Annotated in this window: 29 protein-coding genes; 12 read left to right on the plus strand and 17 right to left on the minus strand. The window is 57.1% G+C overall.

What is annotated here, in order from left to right; genetic code table 11:
- From C444_RS18280 to C444_RS18295, 4 genes are all read right to left on the minus strand, one after another.
- On the minus strand, positions 1 to 1374 hold the full coding sequence (locus tag C444_RS18280; RefSeq protein WP_004594537.1) for a hypothetical protein: 1374 nt from the start codon (positions 1372 to 1374) through the stop codon (positions 1 to 3).
- Positions 1367 to 2044, minus strand: a complete 678-nt coding sequence (locus tag C444_RS18285) for a hypothetical protein (RefSeq protein ID WP_232508509.1) — start codon at positions 2042 to 2044, stop codon at positions 1367 to 1369. The genes C444_RS18280 and C444_RS18285 overlap by 8 nt, the downstream gene beginning before the upstream one ends.
- A 224-nt stretch (positions 2045 to 2268) precedes the next feature.
- Complete coding sequence (locus C444_RS18290; protein WP_004594539.1) at positions 2269 to 3960, minus strand: hypothetical protein; 1692 nt, start codon at positions 3958 to 3960, stop codon at positions 2269 to 2271.
- Complete coding sequence (locus tag C444_RS18295) at positions 3950 to 4372, minus strand: hypothetical protein (protein ID WP_004594540.1); 423 nt, start codon at positions 4370 to 4372, stop codon at positions 3950 to 3952. Before C444_RS18295 ends, C444_RS18290 begins: the two co-directional genes overlap by 11 nt.
- A gap of 139 nt (positions 4373 to 4511) precedes the next feature.
- Here C444_RS18295 and C444_RS18300 point away from each other — a divergent pair, with 139 nt between their 5' ends.
- Positions 4512 to 4715 carry a hypothetical protein gene (locus C444_RS18300; RefSeq protein ID WP_004594541.1) on the plus strand — a complete coding sequence of 68 codons (204 nt, stop codon included), beginning with the start codon at positions 4512 to 4514 and terminating at the stop codon, positions 4713 to 4715.
- Positions 4716 to 4735: 20 nt separating this feature from the next.
- Here the strand turns inward: C444_RS18300 and C444_RS18305 are convergent, their stop codons facing one another.
- From C444_RS18305 to C444_RS18325, 4 genes are all read right to left on the minus strand, one after another.
- A complete protein-coding gene (locus tag C444_RS18305) occupies positions 4736 to 5020 on the minus strand; it encodes a hypothetical protein (RefSeq protein WP_049909612.1) in 285 nt (94 codons plus the stop codon).
- Positions 5021 to 5665: 645 nt separating this feature from the next.
- The gene (gene xseB / locus C444_RS18315) at positions 5666 to 5848 is read right to left on the minus strand and encodes an exodeoxyribonuclease VII small subunit (RefSeq protein ID WP_011222436.1); all 183 of its coding nucleotides are present in this window, start codon (positions 5846 to 5848) and stop codon (positions 5666 to 5668) included.
- A 3-nt stretch (positions 5849 to 5851) separates the two neighbouring features.
- Positions 5852 to 6904, minus strand: coding sequence for an exodeoxyribonuclease VII large subunit (gene xseA / locus C444_RS18320; RefSeq protein WP_004594545.1), 1053 nt, complete (start codon positions 6902 to 6904; stop codon positions 5852 to 5854).
- A gap of 75 nt (positions 6905 to 6979) precedes the next feature.
- Entirely contained in the window at positions 6980 to 7147 is a 168-nt protein-coding gene (locus C444_RS18325) for a DNA-binding protein (protein ID WP_004594546.1), read from the minus strand.
- A 133-nt stretch (positions 7148 to 7280) separates the two neighbouring features.
- Here C444_RS18325 and C444_RS18330 point away from each other — a divergent pair, with 133 nt between their 5' ends.
- A complete protein-coding gene (locus C444_RS18330) occupies positions 7281 to 7574 on the plus strand; it encodes a PadR family transcriptional regulator (RefSeq protein ID WP_004594547.1) in 294 nt (97 codons plus the stop codon).
- Between the two features lie 71 nt (positions 7575 to 7645).
- Here C444_RS18330 and C444_RS18335 read toward each other — a convergent pair whose 3' ends face one another.
- Both C444_RS18335 and C444_RS18340 read right to left on the minus strand, forming a co-directional pair.
- Positions 7646 to 8164, minus strand: a complete 519-nt coding sequence (locus C444_RS18335) for a winged helix-turn-helix transcriptional regulator (RefSeq protein ID WP_004594548.1) — start codon at positions 8162 to 8164, stop codon at positions 7646 to 7648.
- Positions 8161 to 8439 (minus strand): DUF7471 family protein, encoded by a 279-nt coding sequence (locus C444_RS18340; RefSeq protein ID WP_225935279.1) that lies wholly within the window; start codon positions 8437 to 8439, stop codon positions 8161 to 8163. Before C444_RS18340 ends, C444_RS18335 begins: the two co-directional genes overlap by 4 nt.
- 230 nt (positions 8440 to 8669) lie before the next feature.
- Here C444_RS18340 and C444_RS18345 point away from each other — a divergent pair, with 230 nt between their 5' ends.
- From C444_RS18345 to C444_RS18360, 4 genes are all read left to right on the plus strand, one after another.
- On the plus strand, positions 8670 to 9257 hold the full coding sequence (locus tag C444_RS18345; RefSeq protein WP_004594550.1) for a methyltransferase family protein: 588 nt from the start codon (positions 8670 to 8672) through the stop codon (positions 9255 to 9257).
- A 76-nt stretch (positions 9258 to 9333) separates the two neighbouring features.
- Positions 9334 to 10641, plus strand: coding sequence for a twin-arginine translocation signal domain-containing protein (locus tag C444_RS18350; protein ID WP_011222434.1), 1308 nt, complete (start codon positions 9334 to 9336; stop codon positions 10639 to 10641).
- Complete coding sequence (locus tag C444_RS18355; protein WP_004594552.1) at positions 10628 to 11689, plus strand: iron transporter; 1062 nt, start codon at positions 10628 to 10630, stop codon at positions 11687 to 11689. Before C444_RS18350 ends, C444_RS18355 begins: the two co-directional genes overlap by 14 nt.
- A 229-nt stretch (positions 11690 to 11918) precedes the next feature.
- The gene (locus tag C444_RS18360) at positions 11919 to 12989 is read left to right on the plus strand and encodes an iron transporter (protein WP_011222433.1); all 1071 of its coding nucleotides are present in this window, start codon (positions 11919 to 11921) and stop codon (positions 12987 to 12989) included.
- A gap of 60 nt (positions 12990 to 13049) precedes the next feature.
- Here the strand turns inward: C444_RS18360 and C444_RS18365 are convergent, their stop codons facing one another.
- Both C444_RS18365 and C444_RS18370 read right to left on the minus strand, forming a co-directional pair.
- Positions 13050 to 14561, minus strand: coding sequence for a hypothetical protein (locus C444_RS18365; protein ID WP_004594554.1), 1512 nt, complete (start codon positions 14559 to 14561; stop codon positions 13050 to 13052).
- The gene (locus C444_RS18370) at positions 14545 to 14811 is read right to left on the minus strand and encodes a hypothetical protein (protein WP_004594555.1); all 267 of its coding nucleotides are present in this window, start codon (positions 14809 to 14811) and stop codon (positions 14545 to 14547) included. The genes C444_RS18365 and C444_RS18370 overlap by 17 nt, the downstream gene beginning before the upstream one ends.
- A 481-nt stretch (positions 14812 to 15292) precedes the next feature.
- On the opposite strand from C444_RS18370, the gene C444_RS18375 reads away from it, so the two are divergent.
- The 6 genes from C444_RS18375 to C444_RS18400 all read left to right on the plus strand — a co-directional run bounded on the left by C444_RS18375 (position 15293) and on the right by C444_RS18400 (position 20523).
- Entirely contained in the window at positions 15293 to 15697 is a 405-nt protein-coding gene (locus C444_RS18375; protein ID WP_004594556.1) for a DUF7541 family protein, read from the plus strand.
- A gap of 20 nt (positions 15698 to 15717) precedes the next feature.
- Complete coding sequence (locus C444_RS18380; RefSeq protein ID WP_004594557.1) at positions 15718 to 15906, plus strand: DUF7333 family protein; 189 nt, start codon at positions 15718 to 15720, stop codon at positions 15904 to 15906.
- A gap of 126 nt (positions 15907 to 16032) precedes the next feature.
- Positions 16033 to 18717, plus strand: a complete 2685-nt coding sequence (locus C444_RS18385) for a heavy metal translocating P-type ATPase (RefSeq protein ID WP_004594558.1) — start codon at positions 16033 to 16035, stop codon at positions 18715 to 18717.
- 1 nt (position 18718) lies between these two features.
- Positions 18719 to 19156: a hypothetical protein gene (locus C444_RS18390; protein ID WP_004594559.1), complete on the plus strand. Its 438-nt coding sequence runs from the start codon at positions 18719 to 18721 to the stop codon at positions 19154 to 19156.
- A 21-nt stretch (positions 19157 to 19177) separates the two neighbouring features.
- Positions 19178 to 20113: a cation diffusion facilitator family transporter gene (locus tag C444_RS18395; protein ID WP_004594560.1), complete on the plus strand. Its 936-nt coding sequence runs from the start codon at positions 19178 to 19180 to the stop codon at positions 20111 to 20113.
- A gap of 2 nt (positions 20114 to 20115) precedes the next feature.
- The gene (locus tag C444_RS18400; RefSeq protein WP_011222432.1) at positions 20116 to 20523 is read left to right on the plus strand and encodes a SpoIIAA family protein; all 408 of its coding nucleotides are present in this window, start codon (positions 20116 to 20118) and stop codon (positions 20521 to 20523) included.
- Here the strand turns inward: C444_RS18400 and C444_RS18405 are convergent.
- The 5 genes from C444_RS18405 to C444_RS18425 all read right to left on the minus strand — a co-directional run bounded on the left by C444_RS18405 (position 20520) and on the right by C444_RS18425 (position 23882).
- Entirely contained in the window at positions 20520 to 21842 is a 1323-nt protein-coding gene (locus C444_RS18405) for an arylsulfotransferase family protein (protein ID WP_004594562.1), read from the minus strand. The two genes, C444_RS18400 and C444_RS18405, sit on opposite strands and share 4 nt — an antisense overlap.
- A complete protein-coding gene (locus C444_RS18410; RefSeq protein ID WP_004594563.1) occupies positions 21839 to 22117 on the minus strand; it encodes a DUF7521 family protein in 279 nt (92 codons plus the stop codon). Before C444_RS18410 ends, C444_RS18405 begins: the two co-directional genes overlap by 4 nt.
- Complete coding sequence (locus tag C444_RS18415; RefSeq protein ID WP_004594564.1) at positions 22114 to 22491, minus strand: winged helix-turn-helix domain-containing protein; 378 nt, start codon at positions 22489 to 22491, stop codon at positions 22114 to 22116. The genes C444_RS18410 and C444_RS18415 overlap by 4 nt, the downstream gene beginning before the upstream one ends.
- Positions 22492 to 22631: 140 nt before the next feature.
- On the minus strand, positions 22632 to 22859 hold the full coding sequence (locus C444_RS18420; protein WP_004594565.1) for a hypothetical protein: 228 nt from the start codon (positions 22857 to 22859) through the stop codon (positions 22632 to 22634).
- Positions 22860 to 22919: 60 nt separating this feature from the next.
- Positions 22920 to 23882, minus strand: a complete 963-nt coding sequence (locus C444_RS18425; RefSeq protein WP_004594566.1) for a transcription initiation factor IIB — start codon at positions 23880 to 23882, stop codon at positions 22920 to 22922.
- Positions 23883 to 23973 lie beyond the last annotated feature (91 nt).

The raw sequence follows: 23973 nt of genomic DNA on the forward strand, positions 1-23973 counted from the left end.
TTAGTGGATATAGCGTGGCGGGTCATCTGCTGAATCTGGATTCCGGTTCCGAGTCTGGGGGTCCCGGAACGCATCGTCTCGATCGAATTCCTCGCCTCCGTCGTTCCCACTACTATCCTCGCTGGTGGTGGAGCCGGCCGTAGAATCATCATTTCCGCCGCCGAGGTTTCCGCCTCCGCTGTTTCCTCCCCCTCCACCGCTGCCGTCGGTGATCGCTTCACGGAGGCGAGAGCCAGTCGTATTGAGTCGTTGGCCGGTAGAGTGGGCTCTCGAATCACCAGAGTTCAAGACGTATTGGCCACCGCTCTTGACTGCGGGCTCATCGCGCACTCCTCGAACGAAGTTTCTCCCACCCTGTTTGGCCGATTGGACTTGTTCACGCCCTCTAGACAACCGACTACGGGCCTTCTCAGCAGACATATGCCTGGCCGCCCTGTCGGCGATGAAGAACAACGCCCCGGCCTGCCAGAACAAAACAAACGGAGAGGCAACGGCGAGAAGCGGGATAACGAGTGCCGTCAACCAAGCCCCGAACTCACCGGCTGAGGGGCCGAAGCTCGTCCCCAAGATGTCCCCGAGACGGAACAGGAGAGCAACTGGAACCGTCATAAACAGGAAAGGGACGTAGAACCCGGCCAACTTCTTCATGAATTTCGAGACTAGGGCGAACGGCCCGACGCCAGGGATCCAGAATACAATGAGTAGTGGCATCAGGAACACAAATAGGTAGAGTGCCAGTTGTCTCGCTAGGTAAATCAGGCCGATCAACACGAATAGGAGCAAATTCGTTGAGAGAGCGACGACCGTGCCGAGCACGCCCATCCCAGTGAACGACAGCGTCTGGAATAGCGAGATTTCTGACACCGAGGGGACGAGGAACCCAGCCAATGCATCCATAAACCGCAACGATAGCGCTGAGATCCACCACCACGACAAGATACCGAGCAGTCCAGCGAAGGCGCGTTTCTTGAGCTTCGAGCGATGGTATCCGTTGAACAAGTGGCTCGTCGATTCAAGGAAAATGACGATTCCAATCGAGAGGCCGTACAGCGATAGCGAAAGCGGGATAATCATCTCCCAGTAGTAGTCATAAATTCCGGGCCACGCTGCGTTCGTCGGCTGATTGAACACCGAATCTGGATGGGGAGTACCCACCACTGTCCGCAAGACTGCATCACCGTGATTCTCTATGACGGTCTCTATAGGGCTGAAGAGTATCTCAAGGAGTTCTTGGATAGCGCTGATGATAATGTCTCCAAGAGCACCTCCATCGCTGCCTCCGTCACTTTGAGCTAAAACCGGAGCAGTGCCCGTAGTCAGTAGCCCGAAAAAGACGAAGATAGAGCGAACTAGGAATCGGACGGGACTACGCATTGTCTCCACCCCCGTCCAGTAGTTCAATCTGGACGTCTTTACACGGGTGTTGGATTGCGCCTTGATCGTCGATGTGGTATCCACCGGACAGTTCCGCCCGAATCGGTTGCTCAATATCTCCGTGTGGGGTCTGAACAACAACGGTTAATTCTGCAGTATCACTCTCACATGAGACATCGTCGTTGTCATCGATGACGAGAACACCCCGTTGTTTCAGGAATTCCCGTTCAGTACCGGGGCTGAGGAATTCTTCGCTCGCCTCCGGACGCTCGAACGTGGTATCAGCAACGCCGTCTCCTTCGATTACCTCAGGTGCGTTCCGATACGGCGCATTCCGGAAGCCAATATTATACACCCAAGAGGGACCAGTACCGACGTTCTCGACCGTCACAAAGAGCCGACCGCTACTGTAGCCATCATCTTCATCGAACTCCGGTTCGACATCGACGATCTGGATATCGGGCCGAAGCTCCAGGGACATCGACTCAGATGTCTCGCCCGAAACGGCGACTAACTCGTACTCGCCGGCAGAGTACGTCCCACCAGTCTTGAAGACAATCTGTATTTCGACTCTTGTAGCTCCCTGTGCAACGGTTGACTGTTCGAACGTAGTACCATCTGGACCAATCAGATTGAGTTGGTCGACATCGTGATCATCAGCCAGCGTCACCACAAGGTTGGGTCCCGCGAAGCTGATTTCCTCAAATACCGAATCTGTAGACGGCGACGTAGAGGACGAACCTGTTGGGGATTCAGTCTGGTTGCCGGGACCATCGGTTCCGGAACACCCTGCTACTCCTGCAAGCAGGGCTGTTCCAGACGAAGCCAAAAGACGGCGTCGACTAATCCACCGTTCCGAATTCCGGTCATGGGATTCTGAATGTTCTCTGATCATTATAGTGACCTCCACGGGGGCCAGATACGCCACCCTGTAATCCGATCGATGAAGAACACTGCAAGGAGGAACAGCGAGACGGGAACGCCGATCCGGAACAGCGTCGACACCAACTGGAGCACTGAGCCTTGCAGCAGGACAGTATCCGAGTCGCCGGTATAGCCGGGAGGATTGAGCCACCAGTGGCCGGGTTCGTATCGGGCCGACACACCGCCAGGGGAACGTTCAATCGTCGTCGTGACGGTTCCGTTCCCGGTCGTGTTCACCCGCTGCCCGTTGACGACGACGTAGCCGTCCCGTTCGTCGGTATTGATTGGTGCGCCGGTGTTCGCGTTCTGGAGGGTCACCCGGACGGTGACCGTATCTTCGGTCTGGTTCACCACCTCCAGAGAGAGGTTGCTCTCGTCGATCTGGATTCGAGCGAACTCATCGGCGGGCCGTTCTGCCTCAACCCCTCTGACGAGCCCCCACGCACGGACAGTCTCGGGCTGTTCGTCGGTCGTGGCCCGCGTCGCGATGCCGTAGCTGGCCGTGTACGACTCCGTGAGAACATCCAGGTGAACGTTCGACGGGAGCGTCGGCGGCGACGTCGACGTCCCGTACACATCCAGTATCGTCACGTTCCGGCGGGGCGACGGCGTCGGCCCCGTCTCGATGGGGTACGCGTTCACCTGGAGTGGATGGAGCGGTGAGTGGGCGGTCCGCTGTCCGTCGTCCGAGCTGTAGACCAGCGTATCCCAGTCCTTGTCTCGGGCTGAGTAGAACCGCCAGACACCTCGGACATCACCGTTGGGCAACTGGTAGCCGAGCCACGGCTGGTTCTTGTAAACGACGAGGCCGAGATCACCGTTCGGATACTCCGCGATGAACCCTGATACCGCGAGGTCATACTTCGTGACCTCGATGGAATCGGTTACCGTGACGGTCTCGGTCGGGTATGAAACGGAACTCTCCCAGTTGGTACAATCGCCTTCGTCGTTGTGAGCGGTACAAACTTCGACCTCCTTCCGAAGTCGGACCGAGATATTCGCCTGGAGCGTGAGCTGGTGGTCCTCGCCGGCGTATCCATCCAAGGAGTACGACAGTGCCGGCGTGTGGGAACCACCAGCCGTCGTCTCCTCGTCGCCGTCGACGAGGAGTCTCGTCTCCTCAACCTGATGGCTCTCCAGACTCCAGTAGACACGTCGATCGCCGGAGGTGTCGTCAGGCGGCACCGCCACCCGGTAATCGACGGTCCCGCGGAGCGTCCCGTCTGGAGCGACGTAAAGCGGCTGTCTAGACGACGAGAGGCGCGCTCGGGTGGACGGCTGAACGGCGAACACCTCAGTATAGGCTTCCTTGATGAACTGGTCGCTGGTGAGGTCCGCATCTGGTGGATGGATCGACACGGAGCTGTTGGTCGCCGGGAACTCCGAGTGGTCGCCACGGTTCCATCGCTCAACTGCACGCGGGGGCGAATCGAACGGGACATCGGTCCCCTCGCCAAGCTGCTCGACCGCCGACCCGTTACTCAGATTCGCACCGTCGGTCGCACCGTCTTGATCCCCCGACCACAGTTTGTGAAAGGTCTCCTCCGGAACGCCGTGGTCAGTACTATTCGGGGGATGGGCGCCCACTGGAACGGCGGCTGTCGATGCGACGAGGACGGCGGACATGACGAGTGCGAATCCTGGTGCGTGGTTAGAATCCACAACTCGTGCCACCGACCACGATGTTGTTCAGGATGAACTGGACGATCTCCGTCCCGAGGGGGGCGACGATCACGCCCCAGAGCAGGCCCTGATTCCGGACAGATTTCATCTCCTTCTTCCAGTCCGAGCGACGGGTGAACGGGATCGCCACCGTCGCGCCGAGCGCGAGGACGCCGCCGATGAGCGGCCCACCGAACTGGATGATGGTGAAGATGTTCTGGATGGTGTCGGCCATGTTCGAGTCGCAGAATGCGCTCCCCGGATCCGACTGTGCGGCCGCCGTCCCCACGAACAGGATCAGCGGGAGGAGCGCCAGCAGAATCGGGCCGATGGACCTGTGGATGATCCGAATGACGGACGTCGATTCCTCAGTACTGGCCGGCGTCTCGCCGGAGGGGACCTTAGCACACATCGTTTGTGGGAAAGGATAGCACGACCAAAAGAGGTCAGAAAATTTGAATGAATTTGTAGATCTTCAAAGTTCTCCAAGTTCTCTAGAGAAGTTCTCATTCTACTGGGATATATGCGACCGCATAGCCTGGGTCGAACTAATGTCAGACGCGGACACAGCAACCAGCGCCAGCAACTCCGACTCGGATGTTAGCGACGATGTGGCCCGAATCAATATGCGAATCCCGCAGGACAAATACGAGTGGTTACAGGAAGAACTCGACTCATTCACGAGTGATACAGGCCGATTCCAGTACCTCATCCAGTTCTATTCCGACCACAAAGAAGATGACACCGACTGCTGATCTGCGACCCACAGGGCGACTTAGACCTGCAGCGGAGCAACGATGAGAAGCGGGCAATCCTCGCCCTCGAAATAGTACTGCTTTACCGTCGTCGCGTCCTCGAACTCGTCCGCATCCTCAGGAAGGGTGATCGTGCGGGCGCTGCTGTGTTCGTGGATCGAGTAGATGCCGAGTTCGGAGAGGTCCTCACACTCGGCGGGATCCAGTTCTCTACTGACCGCCTCCAACCACGCTTCAACTGACACGGAGGACCGCTCGTCCGTATCAGTTTCACGGGGGGTACTGCGGGGACTGGCTTGTGCCATGATACATTTGCACATACTTGCGTCTTATCTACTAAATACTGACGGCCAATGACTTTCTTAAAATCTGACTATGTAACTAATGAAGTGTTTGTCTGACGCCGACCGAATACACGTTAAGAAACGCTATTCTGAGGCGTTGAGACACGCTTGGATATCAGCACCAGTCGGAAAAGTCAAAATCACGAGAGGAACGGCGACAAGCGACCACCCGACTGGATCCAACTGTGGAACCGGATTCGACGAGAGATAGGCTCCAATTCCGAGTACGACAATAGGGGTATAGAGGAGAGTCGGCGCGATCGAACCGAGTCGGATAGCGACCGTCGGAGCAGACGGGGCGTAAACGGCGTCAACGTATGGGCCACGTCGATTGACACCGAACGAGACTGATTCCGCATAGAGCCTGTGGACGGCGTAGTGTGCGGACTCATGGAGGATCCACGCTACACCACACGCGAGTAGGTAGACGCCGAATATCAGAACCGTCTCATGGAACATTGGAACTACCGTCGAACGGTTCGAAATGGGAGGACATCGCAGATAAGCCTGAAGGGTAACCGTGGCTAGCGACCTTAACCAACAAGCTCGTGAACAACGGCAGGCTGTTGGTTAACGCGGAGAGACAGTCGATACCGCTGCCGTTCCTCATTTGATCTCGATGACCTCGCCCTGGCCTTCGTGGAGTCGCTCGCGGATTTCAGTTAGTAACTCCTGCCCTTCCTCGTACAGCTCACTCCCTTCATCAAGTGACACCTCATCCGCGTCGAGTTGGTCGATAATCTCTTCGATTCGGTTCATCCGACTCCTGATGTCCGTGTCTTTTGCCATCGATTAGATCACCCCCAGCCAGAGTGCAGTAATGAGCAGCAACAGCACTAGGAGCACGACAATTGCAACCTTGTAGTAAACTGGCGACAGGCCCTCAGGCGCGGTCGCCTCTTCGACTGCCTCGGCCAGTTCCTGTTCGTGTTCGTGCTCCTGTTCAAAGGTCTCGTACGCGGCCTCAAGCTGTTGCTCAAGCGGGCCAATGTCGCTAGCCAGGAAGTCATTCCGAGACTTCGCGATGTACTCGCCGGCCGCTGTCGGTGTGATCGCGGCCATATCCGCTACCCGATCCGCGATTAGCCGGTCGTCAGTATGGCCAATTGCCGTGACGATCGGGGTGTTCGCGGTGAAGATCGCTTCCGCGACCCGCTCGGTGTTGAACGCCTGAAGGTTCGAATCGCTCCCACCGCCGCGGCCGACGATAATTGAATCGACGTCCTCGGAGCGGTCCAGATGGTGAATCCCGTTCGCGATAGACGTCGGTGCCTCTGACCCTTGGACGGTCGCATCCTTCACCAGGATGTCGACTGTAGGGTCTTGCTCGTGGATCGCGCTCTGGATGTCGTACCGAGCATCCCCTCGGAGTGAGGTCACAACACCGACCCGTTCCGGAAACGCTGGCGGGCGCTGTTTCTGCTCGTCGTCGAACCAGCCACGCTCTTCGAGCTCGCTGCGCAGTCGCTCGACCGCGGCCGCTTGGTCGCCGTCGCCGACGACGATCACTTCCCACGGCTTGAGGTCGATTTTCCCGCCTTCAGTCCAGTAGTCGATATCGCCTTCCAGGATGACCTCAGTCCCGTCCTCGAGCTCGGCGTCCATCTTCCGATAGCGGTTTGCCCAGATCATACAGGGGAGCTCGGCGTCGCCATCGGTAAGCGTGAAGTAGAGCGCTGTACTGTTCTGATGGAGATCCGTGACTTCGCCAATACAGCGGACACCGTCGAGGGCAGGCGCATCCTCGACGACCGAGGCGATTCGGTCGTTCAGCTGTGACACGCTGAGGACGTCTCCTGCCTCAGGCTCGACCGCCTGCCGTTCAGTATCCGGTGCGTCCGCCATCTTCGTTTCCTAACTTCTGTACAGGAACCTCAAAAAGCTACGTTCGAGTGACGGGCTTGGCTGCGTTACGCAGGCCTACAGGTCGCGGGGCTGGACCGTCTTCCGGTCGTTGGACTCGGCACGCTCTGCGGCGTCGTCGAGCAGTTCGGCGACCTCCTCGTTGAGCGTGTCGTAGAAATCTGCCGAGACGTTGTTGTCCGAGAGTGCGTCCTTCACGGCTGCTTTGACGATTAGGTCAGACATTCCATCGCGGAATTCACCTGTCCACTATATAAAGGTTCGAAGTTTTCACGCGATATCCCGACCCAGTCAAGCCAAAATCGCCTCGGGGTACCAGAGAGAACATATGCCACCCCTCAAAATAGAGAACAGACGGATGCACGATCTAACTGGGTTCCAGCGGGACATCTTGTATGTAACGGCCGGGCTCAAGGAACCACACGGGCTCGCAATCAAAGACGAACTCGACGACTACTACGAACAGGAGATCAACCACGGGCGCCTCTATCCGAATCTCGACGACCTCGTCGACAAAGGACTGCTCGAGAAGGGTGAACTCGACAGGCGGACGAACGTATACACAGTTACACAGCGCGGTCAGCGTGAAATAGAGGCACGTCGTGAGTGGGAAACCCAGTATCTGGGAACCGTGGACTCAGGGACTGCATAGCGTTCTATCCAAGTGGGTGCAGTAATCGAACAATCAAGTTCTCGTTTCAACGAAATACATCCGAGGGCTCGTTACGATCCATCCGCCAATAGGTTATCGACGAGGCGGGTGAACCGGTCGATCATCCGATCGGACAGCGAGGGGGAGATCTCTTCGAGGAGGCGAGCGGTCTCAGTCCGCTCGGCTGCGACCAGCGTCACGTGATTATTGACATCTCGGTGTTTCTCGATGAGATTCTGTTCCGTCAAATGATCCAAGTGCCACTCAAGGGTTCCCCGAGCAATCCCGAGGGACTCTGTGACAGCGTTCGGGCTGGATGTTCCCTGTTCGAGAACACAGAATAAGATGTCGCGTGCTGTTTCCCGGCGAAGGACAGCGATTGCTCCCCGCTCCCACGCATCATATTCCGGTGTGTAATAGTGGGTCCGGCCATAGAGAGGTAGGTTGACCACTCTCTCTTGATTCTGGAGTTTCCTGAGATGGTACTGTACCTGTCCTGGTGCGAGGTCGAGTCTCCGCGTGAGCGCGTTGAAGTGTTCTCCAGGGTGGGTGGCAATATACTCGTGAATTCGGTCACGTTGGTGTGTCATGTATCGAAGTTGGTCTCGTTCGAAATGGTTCGGGAGTGATAGACTGCAGCAATAACGAGCGCTACAAGAATGACATCAAGCCCGTGTTCGAGGAGGTGATGCTCGGCTTGTGAAAACAGGCCTACGATGGAGATCCCCGCAACCGCAGAGCGTCCAAGAAGGGCAGCCAATGCAGCGACGATTAACAGATATGGACGGGATTGGCGTTGAACGAACGCGCCGATCGCAAGTCCCAGAAGTACCGCTGTACCCGCAGCCGCGGCGGTGATCACCACGAGCAACGGAAGGGACTGCGAACCGGTAAACCCGCTATGGAGTGGGACAAATCCCGCCATGTGGGCTGAATTTGAAACGCAGTTACCTGAGAACGTCGATTCGAGTTACTCCGGATGTTAGAATTGTAGAGAGTGGTTGGTGGTTCCAAACCTCTTCAGAGGGAGCAGTACCCAGATGCGAACCCAAGATTGTCTCACTTTTTTGTCCTTCACTATCACGACATACACGTATGTCCTCGTTCTCAGATCGTGCGCTCCTGACGGCGGTCGTCGCGGATGTCACGCTGATTCTCGGGTACGCCATCAGTGCGGTTCATCCTGACCGTCGAGTGTGGCCCATCGGTGACAGCTCTTGGCGGTGGTGGTTCAATTGGTCAGCGCTCTCCGTCGTGTTCGCTGGGTTTCCCGTGCTGGGCGCGCTCGATCGGGACTCCTTCATTTTCACCGAACGTTGGAGCAAACTCACGGGTAGCGGTATCGCCGCACTCGGGATGGGATTTGCCCTCTCAGCACTCTTCGAACTTGGGTGGATGGAAAGCAGTGGAAGAGAAGGGGAACTTCGGACGAACGGTATCTACCAGTACACGCGCAACCCTCAGAGCGTGGGATTCATTACGTTCATCGTCGGCGCGATCATTGCAGTGAACTCCCGGAAACTGGCTGTACACGGCATCTTGACCATCCTCGTGTACGCACTGTTCCCGTTTGCCGAAGAACCGTGGCTGCGAGAGCAGTATGGCCAGGAATACGAGCAATACCGCAAGCGGGCCCCCCGATTTATCGGGTGGAACTTGGTGAAGAAGCTCATCACCAGATAGTCTACTACCGACCTTGAGCGGGGATTCAAGAACTCTACCAGAACCGCCTTTTCCGTTGGCTTCCTAACTGTCGTCAATGACTGATGAGAGAGGTATCCCTCGCAGAGAATTCCTCAAGTCGGCCGTCGCTATCGGAGGCGCAGCGGCATTCAGTGCCTGTTTAGGCCGTGAAGATGTTGACGTCCCAACAGGGCCGGATGATCTCTCGTCGTATCCACAACGTCAGCACGCTTGGAATGAGGCCCTCCCACGGGACGACCACGGGAACGTCGTCGCTCCGAGCCATCGTGTGCTCCTCTATCTAAATTACCGACGAGACGGGCCCCCGAACGAAGACGACCGTGACCAAGTTGAAACAGCTCTCCGTGGGATCGAACACGCCTACGAGCGAAGCGGGGGCGGGTTATTGCTCACGGTGAGTTATTCTCCGGCATACTTCGACCGATTCGACGAATCGCTTCCCGAAGACGTTGACCTCCCTGATCCAGAAGCACTTGCGCCGTTTGAGGATCCCGAGTTCGATACGCCCGATGCAGTCGTCCATCTCGCGAGTAACACGGCACAGGTGGTGCTCGGTGCCGAAGAAGCCCTCAAAGGGAACAAATCAACCCTCAACGGTGTCGATCAGCCTGACGCTACACTGACCGATGTTTTCTCAATCGCCGACCGGCGGACGGGCTTTATTGGGGACGGGTTGCCGGCGGAGAATGCTGACGATGCAGAGGGTGTTCCGGCAGATAAGGTCCCAGAGGACGCGCCGCTGTTTATGGGATTCAAATCGGGATTCAAAAAGAACCAGGCCAGTGAAGATCGCGTGACAATCCAGTCGGGGCCGTTCGCCGGTGGAACGACCCAGCACATCTCCAAGCTCCAGCTCAATCTCAATCAGTGGTACAATCAGGACGATCGCTGGCAGCGTGAGGCGAAGATGTTCTGTCCGTACCACGCCGAGAACGACGTAATCGAGGGCGCTGGAGACAATCTCGGAACCAGCAGCAAAATCGACGACTGTCAGCCAACGGATGAGACGGCCCGCGAGATGGGCGTCGTCGGTCACTCCCAGAAATCCGCCCGCGCTCGCGATGACGATGACTCGCCTCTCATCCTTCGGCGCGACTTCGATTCTACCGACGGTGAAACCGCCAGCCTCCACTTCCTTGCGCTCCAGCGACGGATCACCGACTTCGTCGACACGAGAGAAGCGATGAATGGCACTGACGTCACCGAGCAGTCGGCCGTCGGTCAGCGAAACAACAACGGCATCCTGCAGTACATCCGAACGGAGCGTCGCGGTAATTTCCTCGTCCCCCCACGGTCGTTGCGTTCGCTGCCGCCTGCGCGACCGGTCGAGAACGCACAGGAGGTGACGCATGAATCGTCGTGACGTGCTTCGGGCGGTCGGGGGCACGTCACTCGTGGGGCTCGCGGGGTGTACCGGCCTGTTTGAGACGCGGTCAGCGCGGGCACCACCGCTCCCCGAGAACCGCCCGGACGCAGTCTACTATCCGACCCACTACGAGGGCATGAAAATGCCCGGAATGAAGGAACAGGGCGGGTACAGTTGTGCGCTCACGTACTCGTATGCGCACCGGTTCTGGCTGATGAAGCCGAATGGGATCACGAAGGTCGAGATTCAATCCGAAGATTCGATTCACCTGATGCCGGTCGTTTGGGAGACACAGACGGGGATCATCCCACCCGATATCAATCCACAGCTCACGATTACACAGGACGGCGAGCAGGTCGACCAGTTCGCACCGTGGCCGATGCTCTCCCAGCCGATGGGGTTTCACTTCGGCGATAACGCACAGCTCCAGGGCGACGGCACATACACTGTCGAGGTCAGCATCGGCGGGCCGTCGACGCGACGGACGGGGTCGCTGGCCGAGAATCAGGGGAACGCCTCGTTCACGTTCGAGTTCGAATTCAGCGAATCGACGCTCAACGAGATCTCGTATACGGACATTCCCGACGACAGAGAAGGCACGAAGGGTGCTGTCGACCTGATGGACATGGAGATGTTACCGAGTTCGCAAGTGCCGACACCGGACGCGCTCCCGGGGGACGTTCGTGGCTCGGGGACGAGTGGGGACGCGAAGTTCGTGGTTACGATCCTCGAAGACGCGTCACGTTTCGGTGGGGACGAGGAGCAGAGGTATCTCGCTGTTTCTCCGCGCACACCCTACAATCGAACGATGCTGCCGATGATGTCGCTTTCGGGAACACTGCACCGTGACGGGATGTCAGTGTTCGACGGAATTCTACAGGCAACCATCGATCCAGAGCTCCGCTATCACTACGGAGCGACGGTCGCAGATGTACAGACGGGAGATGAGCTGACGATCACGGTCGATTCGCCCCCACAAACAGCTCGCCATGAAGGATACGAGACAGCCTTCGTTGATATGCCAGATGTGCAGGTGACGTTGTAGTTCCAAAGGTGTCTTTAGAATTCCAACCGAAGCCAAATCTATGGAAGAGAAGCACCTCCTACTGGCGACGTTACTTGGCGTTGTCTCACTCCTGGTACTCACCGGATTCGTCGTTCGCTTAGCGTAGACAGTCACAGAATGGCCGAGGCTGGCAGTTACAGAAACCCCCGGTTGACGACAGCGAGGTCGACTCAATGAATCTACCAAACATAGTATCTCAGAGGAGAACATGAATCGGAGAACGTTTCTCAAACAGGGGACTGCTCTCTCGGGGGGCCTGGTACTGTCTGGTTGCCTGGGGCGGCTCGGATTCGAGACGCAGTCTGCATGGCGTGATCCACCGATCGTGGAGGATCGACCTGACGCGGTCTACTATCCGGCAATCATCGAAGGGATGGGAATGTACGGAACGACGACGGCAGGCAGTCTCGGATTTGCACTGATGCACTCCTTCCCGCACCGTTTCTGGAACCTCACTGGCTCACGAAAGACGAAAGTCGTCGTTCAGTCGGATGATTCGGTGCATCTGATGGCGAGTGTCTGGGACACCGAGACGGAGACGATCCTCCCGGTCGACGTCTCTGTCGAAATCAGTAACAGCGACGGTCGAGTGTCCTCGACCAACCTCTGGCCGATGATCTCGCCGAATATGGGGTTCCACTACGGCGACAATATCGCTCTCCCGGGGGAAGGACAGTACGATGTGACGCTCCAGGTTGGCCCGTTGCAGACAGCTCGTACGAGTCCATTCAACGGGCGATTTACAGAGGGACAGTCTGCCACGATGCAGTTCACGTTCGATACGGATGAGACGTACAATTTGGAGATTCGCCGGTTAGGGGACAAAGCAGGCACCCGTGGGACAGTCGATCTAATGGATATGGAAATGATTCCTGAACCGGTCGTGCCGACAAAATCCGAGCTTCCCGGTCGACTACTCCACGAAGGGCAATCCGGTGACGCAACGATGCTGGTTGCTCTCGTTGACGGTGACCATCGGTTTAGTGATACTGAAGGACCCTTCCTAATCGTTTCTCCACGCACACCCTACAATCGCGTGATGCTCCCGAGGATGGCTCTTTCAGCAACACTCGACCGTGGAGGGGATACAATCACACAAGGGACACTCCAAGCGTCCCTTGATCCTGACCTCGGGAGTTTCTATGGGATGGGTATTGATGAACTCAAGACTGGCGATACGGTCAGAATCACTGTAGAGACACCACCCCAACTGGCGCGCCACGACGGCTACGAAACCGCGTTTCTCGACATGGACCCGATTGAGTTCACTGCCGAGTGATCTTTCTGGTTGAGTTCTGACCTTAGTGTGCGATCCGTTGTTCTCTCGAAACCACCAGAATCAGGGTAGATATGGGGGCGTCGCTCCTGGAAGTGAGAGAATCCAGAGGCTAATAACGGTGTACCCGATCATCACACCGATGAACGGGTACTGGCTCCGGATTGCGACGAGACGACTCGAGAAGAGTTCGTAGGCGGTCGCGTGCGCTGCCCAGATAGCGAGGAGATGCCCGATGAGCACGTAGGCGATACTCAAACCCTCGAACCACCCAGGTGGAGACAATGTCAGGGGATTCGCTGGGGGCGACAGTGGAGAGAGAATTGCCATGCCTAGAGCCGGACTGAGGGATACAGCCAGTCCGGTGTAGTGGGCGAGGTGATATCCCGCTGCGATGGCCAATAGCGAGGGTGCAAACCGAAAGGCGATACGTTTCGCTGTGATGTATGTCCCGGTCCGTCGCCGAGAGAGTACGCCCGCATACCAATACGCGGCGAAGAAAACGACGTAGCCACTGACGAAAAGGAGTGTGTAGATGAGGATCGCACGAATCTGTACGGCTCCCACTCCAATATTGGAGAGGCTGACGAGTGCCTCGGTAGTTGCTGCGCCCGTCTGCGTCGTGATGAAGCCGCTGTACGTGAGCTCCCAAATCAGCGCAATGACGAACGCAACATCGGAGGTGTCCGTGATTAAGTCTGAGTCAGTCAGGTCGCTACCGGGCAGTTTTACAGTGAGCTTCCCGTCCCGCCGTTTTACAGGGGCGACAGCCCCGAAAAATCGGAACAGGACGGATAACGGATCTGCGTTCTCGAACCACGCGTCAGGACCGAAGAGTACTGCGCCTGCGATTGTGACGGCACTGTAGCCGAGGATCGCAAGCGAAAGAATTGACGGAATCGTGCTGACAGGGAAAATCACCTCAATCCACACAAGGAGTAATAGGCCACCGACAGCTGGCCATCGGGCTAATTCTCTTGGATACGTTCTGTGTCCAGCTGGGAGAAGCGAGACGATCCCTCGCCAGGGGTTCAGTGCTGGCCAAACGTTCCCTCCAAGATACGTAAGCATCGGCAAGCCCGCTCGAACGACGACAAATGTGACGAGAATGGTGAAGCTTGCTGTCGGGAGCTGCGGTCCGGTCAGTCCGAGATACACTGCCAGTCCAAGGACGACAATCCCAAAACTACGTCCGATCCATCGAATCGGTGTCCACCAGTCGTCGACCGTCGGACCGGGGAGTGACCAGTTGTGGAGATAGCGGATAAAGGCTCGATCAGTAACGAAGCTCGCAAGTAGGGCAGAGGCGCCGATCGTGGCGCCGCCAGTGGCAAGATACAGCCATCGGGGAACGGCAAGGGTATCCCGAGGCTGCTTCGAGAGCGTCATCCCGTTACCGGCAGCGACTGTTTCGGTAAACAGCGTCAGTATCGAGACCCAGAGTACAAACTGTACGAAGAGTCTGAGCTTCGTGTTCGAGACGACCCAATGACGAAGCCTCGACCCTGGACCTGACTCTATGTGTACCTCTTCGCTTGCCCCGGTGTTCGTATCTGAGTCAGGCAAAGATAGCATACATGAATAGAAGACCGAAGTACAGGAGCACGAGGGCTCCAAGCGCTTTCAGACGGAGTGTACGCAACTCGTCTTCTTCGTCTGCTCGGGCAGAGAGGAATGCGTCCTCCTCGTCGTCATCCAGCTCTTGGGGATGTTCTAAGCCTTTGTGGAGGACGAGGCGGTCGGTCGTCGGGAACGGATGCCCACAGTAATCACACTCCCCTGCAGGTGAGTCACGCCGTGGAACCGTAGTGCCTTCGTATGACATACTCTCGAAAGCTGTTATTCGGCCGTAGGCCAGTCAGCGTTGAAACCGTTCTGGTTCGACGTTCGAACTTCTCCGCTCGCGTATCGACCTACGTGGCGTCATCAATGGCCAGAATGGTCGGTTACAACAGATCTGCTAGCGAAGAACGAAGTTGTCCAAACGCTCCCTTTGACAGCGTGGAAGTAGTCTTTTGTTCAGAGTGGTTGTCTTCGACTGGAGACTGACTCTCCGTTTCTCGCTCTTCTTCGTAGGCGTCGCAGTAGATGCACATAAAAAAGAGTAGGCAGAGCGTCTCTATAAAACCATTTGACCGTAAGATGGGATAGCGCGGAGAATCGGGACTAAGCAGTATTACCAGCTTCAGACTGTGAGGTTATACCGCACCAATATTAACTAACGGCTGAATTACAGCCATTTTCTATTAACTATAGGGGTATCAATAACAGCCGATTTATTATATCGTGAAGCTCAACTCGAGATAATGAGCGATTCCGAAGACACGGATTCAACCTTCACGGGAGCGAGTCCATGGCCACTCTTTGTCGCTATTGGATTTGCTCTCTCGGAGGTCGGTGTCGTTCTCGGCCTTCGTCCTGTCTCTGTTGCGGGACTGTTGTTGTTCGTCGGATCTGTTGCTGGCATTCTCACAGAGGCGGAGTATATTACTGAACCAGCGAAAGCAGCAGGTGTTCAAGGATTCGTCCTCTTCGGCATCGGTATCTTGCTGATCACACAGAACCAGACCGGGACGACAATCCGCGGTCAATCGATTGCGATCGCTGGTATCCTGTGTCTCGTTGGTGCACTTGTCTGGGTAGGCTTCGTTCGAAGGAAGACCCGCGCAACGGTATCGACAGCAGAGACGTCGGAAACAACATCTGATTGAGTTTCAGTAACAAACTATCGATGGAATTCGATAACACGAAAACGGTAATCGCGTTCGGGGTCCTGCTCACCCTCATAATTGGTGGGACGATGATGAGTCCGACGAGCAAAAGTACAGTCATGATGGTGAGCGTCGGCCTCGTCGTGTTTGGAGTCTTTACGCTCTTCCTCGAGGTCAAACACGGTGAGTATCGAGCAAACCATACTTAGGTCTGCATTTGAGATGAGACAACGGCCGAGTTAATAATATAGGGCAAAGTATTTATTAGGTATTGGCAGAAAATGGGTGTTTTATAGCAGTCGATTTAATAAATGTGTAGTGGCTAGGGGAGAGTGATGACCTCCCCCGACGACGATTCCCACAACAGGAGTGGTGAGCCACCGGATCGCGCCCACGAACACGAAGAAGGGTCCCACGAGCATAGTCACACGCATGACCACGACCACAGTGATCACGAACACGCCCAACACACAGAACAGGGCGTCGACGACGTTTCTCCACCCATAGACCAAGGGGACGTTGCACAATTCGCGGTCCCGGAGATGGATTGTCCATCCTGTGCAGGAAAGGTAGAGAACAGCGTCGAAAAACTGGACGGAATCCGCAGCGTCGACCCGCAAGTGACGAAAGGGACGCTGACCGTTTCATACGACGGCGAACAAACGAGTGCCACCGCGATTGCTAATCGGGTCGAAAAGGCCGGGTACACCGTGGAGGACACCGGCGAAGTGTCCTCGAAATTCACGGTTCCGGAAATGGATTGCCCGTCGTGTGCTGGCAAAATCGAGAACGCTCTCGAGAGGGTCGAGGGAATTACAACATTCGAAACCCAGCCGACGACCGGAACCGTCGTCGTCACGTACGATTCTTCGAGGACTGGAGAAGCCGATATCATCGGCGCTATCGAACGTGCCGGGTACAAGGTTACAGACACGTCGAGCGACGAATCAGGACGGCAGGACCCGACTGAGGAACGCGAGAGCATCTGGACGAGTCCACGAGCACTCAAGACGTGGATCAGCGGTGGATTCGTCGCTCTCGGCTTGCTCTTCGAGTTCTTCCTGACCGGGCAGAATGTACAGCTTGCAAGCCTTCTCGGAACGGAGCTGCTCGTCGCCGACGTACTGTTCCTCGTTGCCGTCGCGTCCGGTGGTCAGGAGATCTTCCGCAACGGCTACTACTCCGCTCGGAATCTGAACCTCGATATCGACTTCCTGATGTCGGTGGCTATCCTCGGAGCACTCGTTGCGAGCCTCGCCTTCGGTGAGGCGCTCTACTTCGAGGCGGCCACCCTCGCGTTCCTGTTCAGTATCGCCGAGCTGCTGGAGCGGTACTCGATGGATCGCGCTCGGAACTCGCTCCGGGAGTTGATGGACCTCTCACCGGATGAGGCAACCGTCAAACGGGACGATACCACGGAGACAGTTCCTGTCGACGAGGTCGCTGTCGGCGACGTGGTCGTCGTCAAACCGGGGGAGAAGATCCCGATGGACGGAACCGTCGTCGACGGTGAAAGCGCCGTCAATCAGGCACCCATCACAGGCGAAAGCGTACCCGTCGACAAGACGATGGGAGATGAGGTATACGCCGGCACGATCAACGAAGAGGGCTATCTTGAGGTAGAGGTTACCTCTGAAGCCGGTGATAACACGCTCTCGCGAATCGTGGAGATGGTCGAGGATGCCCAGTCGAACAAGACCGAGCGCGAGCAATTCGTCGAACGCTTCTCAACGTACTACACGCCAGTCGTCGTTGCCTTCGCCATTTTGACGACGGTGGGAAGCCCGTACGTTCTCGGCACGACCTGGCCCACGGCCGTCGTCTACGGGTTGACGTTACTGGTACTGGCCTGCCCGTGTGCGTTCGTCATCTCGACACCCGTGTCCGTCGTGTCGGGAATTACGAGCGCCGCGAAGAACGGCGTCCTGATCAAGGGCGGCAACCACCTCGAAGCGATGGGGGCCGTCGACGTCGTCGCCTTCGACAAAACGGGGACGCTCACGAAAGGTGAGCTCACCGTCACTGACGTCGTTCCATTAAACGAAAATTCGGAGGAAGACGTCCTCCGGTGTGCCCGCGGGCTCGAACAACGGAGCGAACATCCCATCGGCGAGGCGATCGTCGCTGAGGCCGGCAGCATGGGAGTCGCCGAGCGCGAGATCGATGATTTCGAGAGCATCACCGGCAAGGGCGTCCGGGCCGACCTCGACGGGACGCCCCACTTCGCTGGCAAGCCGGGGCTGTTCGAGGAGCTGGGATTCGACCTATCACACGTCCACGCGACCACTGACGGCGGTGTCGTCACCCAGACAGCTCGGCAGATATGCGACCGGAACAACTGCCTCGACCTTCTCGACGAGACCGTTCCCGAACTCCAAGCAGAAGGGAAGACCGTTGTCCTCGTTGGAACCGAAGACGAACTCGAAGGCGTCATCGCAGTCGCCGACGAGATCCGACCCGAAGCGAAGCGAACAGTGACGCGACTCAAGCAACTCGGCGTCTCCCGAACGGTGATGCTGACGGGTGACAATGAGCGGACTGCCCGCGCGATCGCCGAACAGGTCGGCGTCGACGAGTACCAGGCCGAATTACTCCCCGAGGACAAGGTGACGGCGATCGAGGAGCTCGTCGAGGAGTACGACGGCGTTGCGATGGTCGGTGACGGCATCAACGACGCACCGGCGCTCGCCACCGCCACAGTCGGCGTGGCGATGGGGGCTGCCGGGACTGATACCGCATTGGAGACCGCCGACATCGCCTTGATGGGTGATGACCTCGCAAAGCTCCCGTACCTCTACGAACTCGCACACGATGCGAACGGGGTCATCCGACAGAACATCTGGTCGAGTCTCGCTGTCAAAGCCGGGCTGGCAGTCGCAGTCCCGTTCGGATACGTCCCGATCTGGCTCGCCGTCCTCGCTGGCGATGCCGGAATGACGACGGCCGTCACCGGGAACGCGATGCGACTCTCTCGAATCACGCCGGAGACAGACACCGAAACCAGCGCTTCGGAGGGGTAAGATGGGTGCAGAGAATGAGGGAAACGCAACATCCCATACGGAGGCAGATCAGCAACGATACCCGTTCGGACTCTCGTCTCCGCAGTTTGCCGTCCTCGTTGTGCTCATTGGGCTCATCGGGCCCGGTTTGTTGGTATACACCTTCGAACAGGCGAACCTCTCTGCAGTTGCTGACCTCGTGTGGATCGTCGGCTATGGCACAACCGTATTTGTGGTTTGGTTCATCTGGCTTCGTCCGCTCGATTTCGCGGGCTCCTCCGCCCAAGATACATCACTCTCCGAAGAATCGGAGCGGTCCAAACCAGAACCGGAGGGAGCCGATGAGGAGATTACCTCTTCGGATAGCACTGAATCAACGGCGCAGGATTCGATGGTGACGAGTGAAGACGGGGCCCAGGAATCTACCCAGGAACAACCGGAATCCTCAGATTCGAAATAGAACCCCCTCTAATGTGAACTTATGACCCTTCACGAGCATACTGATGAGGAGACCGCAGAGCACAACCTCCCGTCTAAATCAAGTGGCAGTACGCGTCGGCTTGCGCTCGTCGCGGTCGTCAATTTCTTTGGATTCGTCATCGAACTGGCTGGTGGACTCCTGTTCGGGTCGGTCGCGCTTATCAGCGACGCACTCCACATGCTGTTCGATATGCTGGCGTACGCGATGGCGTTCGGCGCGAGCTACACCGCCGAACGGTTCGAGGGTGGCGAGGCGTGGTCGTACGGTCTCCACCGACTGGAGCCGGTTGCGGCCTTCCTGAACGGCGTCTTGCTCCTTCCAATGGTCGGATACATCGTCTGGGAGTCCTACCAGCGGTTCCTTGAGCCAGTGGCGATCAATCCCGAGTTGACGCTGATCATCGCTACGGGTGGCCTGCTGGTAAACATCGGCTCCGTGTACGTGTTGCAGGGTGGTGAGATGAGTCTCAACGAGCGCGGGGCGTTCTACCACCTGCTCGGTGACGCCGGTGGCTCTGTTGCGGTAATCGTCTCGACCGCCGCCGTCGCAGTGTTCGATCTCCCCATCGCAGACCCTGTGGCGGCCGTACTCATTGGGCTGCTGGTGCTCGCGTCGGCCGGGAACGTCCTCCGGGAAAGCACCTCGATCCTGTTGGAACGGAGCCCGGTGTCGTCCGAAGAACTCCGGGATGAATTGACGACACTCGATGGCGTCGACCAGATTGAGGATCTCCACGTCTGGCAAGTCTGTAGTCAACTCACCGTCGCAACCGTCCGACTGACAGATACGTCGACCACACTCGAGGAGCAACGGAGAATCCAGTCACGGGTTCACGACTATCTCACGAATCGAGGAATCGACCACGCAACCGTGGAGCTCGTCGGGCGTACCGATCCCGATACTGACCCTGTCGGTACGACGAATCACTCCCACTAACGATGTCCCACACAGCACCCGATCAAATGTTCGAGGTGTTGGACGAGACGAACGAGAACCTCATTGCGATTCGCGTCGGGAAGGGCACGCGAACAGGCTATCAAGAGCTGTACTCACTCCTCGTCGAAAAGAGCGATAAGCACGGGTACATCCACGTGTACGAGGAAGTTCCGAACTGGACGTTCAGGGCGTTTCTCACACACCTCCACGGGGTGGTTCCCGATCTCCGGTACGGCCCTGAGTTCGATATCGACCGGTACGCCGCAGTCGGCGATACACGATGGGCAAAACTCCTGTTCGACTGGTGGTATGCAATCCGACCGATCTGGCCAGTCGCCCCCAACGAAATGCGATATTTCGACATCAAGAAACGCGAGCGAGCTCTCGACTGGCTTCGAGAGGAAATTTAGTTACGAATACGATCAACTCCGCCGACGACAATGAGGAGTGTAGAGACAAGCGTCAGTCCAAGTTGTGGTTCCCGGAACCAGAATGGCGTTGACGGAACGACTGCCCGAAGCCCGACCAGCAGTAGTGAGAGAACCGGCACGCCGGCGTCAGGGCTGTCGACGCTGCTTCCGTTAGTCGTGTACTTCGGGGCTCCGACAGACTCACCGTAGGGCAGTCGGTCGGCTTCGTATGGGATACGCTCTGTTCGAACGCTCCAGACGACAGTCCCGGATTCGTCGACCTCTACGAGTCGCCGGTTGAGCGTGTCGGTGATAAGCGTGTTTCCGTTCGGGAGGCGATCCGCATCCCGGGGCCAATCGAGCTCGACACCCGCTGCCCGATCAAGAGCCCACGCTGGCTCCCATTTACCGCCCTCCGTTCGATGCAGTTCCACGACTCGGTCGTTCTCGCTGTCGGCAACGAGGACGGCACCATCCCCGAGCCACTGGGGGTTGTGCTGGTGGTTGAGCACGTCGGGGTCACCGCATCGAATATCGCCATCATTGTCATAGTCGTTCAACTGGCCGGATTTCCGGCAATTGGCATCGTTCGAATCGGTCGTATCCTCATTGATAACCTCAACGACGCCCTCGCCGCGCTCGATAACGAGTAGCTGGTTGGCATTCCGTACTGAGACGAGATAGCGCCCAGAGCCGATGACGTCCACGTCGTTGATGTGCAGCCAGTCGGTCGTCGTCGGATCTTGTGGGGCGTCGTAGAACGAACTCGCATTCCACTGCCACGTGACTTCGCCGTTCTTGACAGTAAAGATACGCTCGTACTCCATATCGGTGACCAAGTATTCTCCCGATTCGAGTCGTTCGACATCGTGGACTTCGCTGTTCTTGTTCGTTCGCACCGGGAAGCTATACTCCGAAACCACCTGCAGGTCTTTCCCGGGGTCAATGACTCGGAATCCCGTTCGGGTACAGGGAGACTCGTACGGTCCGCACGAAGCGTACCCGCTGTCCATGAACCCGGCTAACACTGTTCCGTTCTCCGTTTGTGTGACGTCAAAATAGCTATCAGCACTCGATTCACGCCAGGTAGTGTTCGTCCCGTTGAGAAGATAGACGCTGCCGTATTCGTGCCAGCCTGGGCCACCCCCCTGAGACCCGACCAAGGTTCGGGACGTCTGGTCTGTCTCCGAAGCCGTCCCAATCGCAGGGGCGAGCATTGCACTGCTAACAAGCGTGAGAACGAACAGAACAACGCCGAAAAGGATTAGGTAGCTACCCCGACGGAGATCAGGAACGGCAACATTCGGAACGGGGTTCATTTCTGGATATACAGCGAGTACATGATGACCGCGAGGCCAAGGGCGACGAACAGGCTGTTGATGAGCACGCCGAGGGCCAATCCGACAGAAAAGAACTGGTTGGCCACGCCAGTTAGAATTGCCCCGAGTGTGATGATACCGAACCCGACACCAAGGACACGTAGCGAATCCGCACCCGTACGTCGATAGGCTTTAAATGCAATATAGGTAATCCCGCCACCGAGAAGCAGGATTACGAACTTGACGACTGCAATCGCCGTGATGACGCCGTTCATACTTCGTCCCCCATCATCGACCAGATATCTGCAAGCCGTTCGTCTGTAGATTTCGGCGGCCGATCGACGCTCACCGAAAACGTACCTGTGTCGTCCATAGAGATCGTGACGTCCTCGAACGACCGCTCGTAGTAGGTAACCCGTCCACCTCCGGGGTTGATCGTCTCCTGTTCTCGAACGAGGGAAGCGGAACTGAGGAGTTCTAATTTTCGATACAGCGTCGACTTGGGGATGTCACATGCGTCGAGGAGTTCGTTCGCAGTCATTGGTTCGATAGTTTCCTGGAGAATAGCCCGACACGCGGGATCATCCAGCGCATCAAGGACATCCTGTACCTCCGGAGTGTCCTCGGACGACACTGAATCATCTCCCATTATTCGATAATACGTGGTCCTCGGGATATGGTGTCCGATTGCTGGAGAGGCATCCCATTGGTCCCACGAACTCAGTCGGGATCGTGGTTCCAGAGTCATGACGGTCGATCCATCGAAAGAGGGGAGACATGGTGACACAATTATGAATCGTGCTGAATTTCGAGTCGTTGTTCGCCTGCGTCTGTGATCTCGTAGAGACCCCTCCCCAGTGGAACAATACAGCCCTCACTATGGAGGTGAGCACACGTTTGGTCAATGGTGATCGGGTGTCCATCGACGGCGTTAGTGATCTCCATCACATGGCACGGTGACTCATCAACGAGCAGCTCCAATATCTCGACCTCGGTCTGTATTGAGAACTCGCTCATGGTAAATATCGTATCATGACCCACTCAGTAGCTGGATTTCGCCCGGCAGGGGCTATCCGGTCAGTCATACTGCGCGTACACCTCGAGAAGCTCTTGGTATCGATTTCGGATCGTGACTCGACTGACGTGGGCGACCTCACTCACCGTCTCCTGTGTGAGCTGTTCGTTCGTGAGGTGGGTCGCAGCATACAGAGCGGCAGCCGCCAACCCGGCTGGACTCTTTCCACTGTGGACGGCATTATCTGTAGCTACCTCAAGCAGTTCTCGAGAGCGCCGTTCTGCTTCGTCGCTCACGTCGAGCGATGACGCGAATTGTGGAATATATTGCATGGGATCCTCCGGCTCGATCTCCAGCCCAAGTTCTCGGGACAGATATCGGTACGCTCGCTGGATCCGGATTTTCTCGACACGGCTGACATCGGCGAACTCCGTCAGCGGCCGTGGCATTCCGTGCTGTCGAGCAGCCGCATACAACGACGCCGTCGACATACCCTCGATCGAGCGACCGGGGAGCAGGTTCTGCTCCACAGCACGCCGGTACAGGACGCCTGCAGTTTCCCGAACCGATTCAGGAAGTCCCAGAGCGGACGCCATGCGGCTGATCTCCCCGAGCGCTTGCTTGAGATTCCGCTCGTGAGCATCCTTCGTACGGAACCGCTCGTCCCACGTCCGGAGGCGCTGTAATTGAGCACGTTTGCGACCAGAGACAGCCTGTCCGTAGGCATCCTTGTCCTGCCAGCCGATAGTCGTACTCAGACCCTTATCGTGCATCAGCTGCGTCGTCGGAGCCCCGACCCGACTCTTTTCATCGCGTTCCTCTGAAGTGAACGCACGCCACTCAGGACCGTGGTCGATTGGATTATCTTCAAAAACCAACCCACAGCTTTCGCAGGTCGCCTCACCGCTGTCGCTAGTCCGTGTAATATGACCCTGACACTCGGGACAGATGTTGTCGTTGGCAGACTTCACCTCGCGGTCGCGTTCATCTATTGACCGTTCCTGGGTATGTTCTTGAGCCATCATACTATTGGCATATAGGGGTTTTCCCTACAAACCGTGTGTCTTCTTAACAGTATCATGAGACGGCTCCTCAATGAATAGCAGGCGGTGTCCC

The sequence above is a fragment of the Haloarcula japonica DSM 6131 genome (assembly GCF_000336635.1).
In the GTDB taxonomy this organism is placed as follows: Archaea; Halobacteriota; Halobacteria; order Halobacteriales; family Haloarculaceae; genus Haloarcula; species Haloarcula japonica.

Coding starts and splice junctions, on each gene's coding strand:
- C444_RS18365 (WP_004594554.1), bottom strand. CDS start 14,561: ATGCTATCTTTGCCTGACTCAGATACGAACACCGGGGCAAGCGAAGAG.
- C444_RS18400 (WP_011222432.1), top strand. CDS start 20,116: ATGTCCCACACAGCACCCGATCAAATGTTCGAGGTGTTGGACGAGACG.
- C444_RS18300 (WP_004594541.1), top strand. CDS start 4,512: ATGTCAGACGCGGACACAGCAACCAGCGCCAGCAACTCCGACTCGGAT.
- C444_RS18420 (WP_004594565.1), bottom strand. CDS start 22,859: ATGAGCGAGTTCTCAATACAGACCGAGGTCGAGATATTGGAGCTGCTC.
- C444_RS18380 (WP_004594557.1), top strand. CDS start 15,718: ATGGAATTCGATAACACGAAAACGGTAATCGCGTTCGGGGTCCTGCTC.
- C444_RS18370 (WP_004594555.1), bottom strand. CDS start 14,811: ATGTCATACGAAGGCACTACGGTTCCACGGCGTGACTCACCTGCAGGG.
- C444_RS18410 (WP_004594563.1), bottom strand. CDS start 22,117: ATGAACGGCGTCATCACGGCGATTGCAGTCGTCAAGTTCGTAATCCTG.
- C444_RS18415 (WP_004594564.1), bottom strand. CDS start 22,491: ATGGGAGATGATTCAGTGTCGTCCGAGGACACTCCGGAGGTACAGGAT.
- C444_RS18280 (WP_004594537.1), bottom strand. CDS start 1,374: ATGCGTAGTCCCGTCCGATTCCTAGTTCGCTCTATCTTCGTCTTTTTC.
- C444_RS18360 (WP_011222433.1), top strand. CDS start 11,919: ATGAATCGGAGAACGTTTCTCAAACAGGGGACTGCTCTCTCGGGGGGC.
- C444_RS18385 (WP_004594558.1), top strand. CDS start 16,033: ATGACCTCCCCCGACGACGATTCCCACAACAGGAGTGGTGAGCCACCG.
- C444_RS18425 (WP_004594566.1), bottom strand. CDS start 23,882: ATGATGGCTCAAGAACATACCCAGGAACGGTCAATAGATGAACGCGAC.
- C444_RS18305 (WP_049909612.1), bottom strand. CDS start 5,020: ATGGCACAAGCCAGTCCCCGCAGTACCCCCCGTGAAACTGATACGGAC.
- C444_RS18350 (WP_011222434.1), top strand. CDS start 9,334: ATGACTGATGAGAGAGGTATCCCTCGCAGAGAATTCCTCAAGTCGGCC.
- C444_RS18330 (WP_004594547.1), top strand. CDS start 7,281: ATGCACGATCTAACTGGGTTCCAGCGGGACATCTTGTATGTAACGGCC.
- C444_RS18390 (WP_004594559.1), top strand. CDS start 18,719: ATGGGTGCAGAGAATGAGGGAAACGCAACATCCCATACGGAGGCAGAT.
- xseA (WP_004594545.1), bottom strand. CDS start 6,904: ATGGCGGACGCACCGGATACTGAACGGCAGGCGGTCGAGCCTGAGGCA.
- C444_RS18375 (WP_004594556.1), top strand. CDS start 15,293: ATGAGCGATTCCGAAGACACGGATTCAACCTTCACGGGAGCGAGTCCA.
- C444_RS18345 (WP_004594550.1), top strand. CDS start 8,670: ATGTCCTCGTTCTCAGATCGTGCGCTCCTGACGGCGGTCGTCGCGGAT.
- C444_RS18405 (WP_004594562.1), bottom strand. CDS start 21,842: ATGAACCCCGTTCCGAATGTTGCCGTTCCTGATCTCCGTCGGGGTAGC.
- C444_RS18395 (WP_004594560.1), top strand. CDS start 19,178: ATGACCCTTCACGAGCATACTGATGAGGAGACCGCAGAGCACAACCTC.
- C444_RS18335 (WP_004594548.1), bottom strand. CDS start 8,164: ATGACACACCAACGTGACCGAATTCACGAGTATATTGCCACCCACCCT.
- C444_RS18325 (WP_004594546.1), bottom strand. CDS start 7,147: ATGTCTGACCTAATCGTCAAAGCAGCCGTGAAGGACGCACTCTCGGAC.
- xseB (WP_011222436.1), bottom strand. CDS start 5,848: ATGGCAAAAGACACGGACATCAGGAGTCGGATGAACCGAATCGAAGAG.
- C444_RS18355 (WP_004594552.1), top strand. CDS start 10,628: ATGAATCGTCGTGACGTGCTTCGGGCGGTCGGGGGCACGTCACTCGTG.
- C444_RS18295 (WP_004594540.1), bottom strand. CDS start 4,372: ATGTGTGCTAAGGTCCCCTCCGGCGAGACGCCGGCCAGTACTGAGGAA.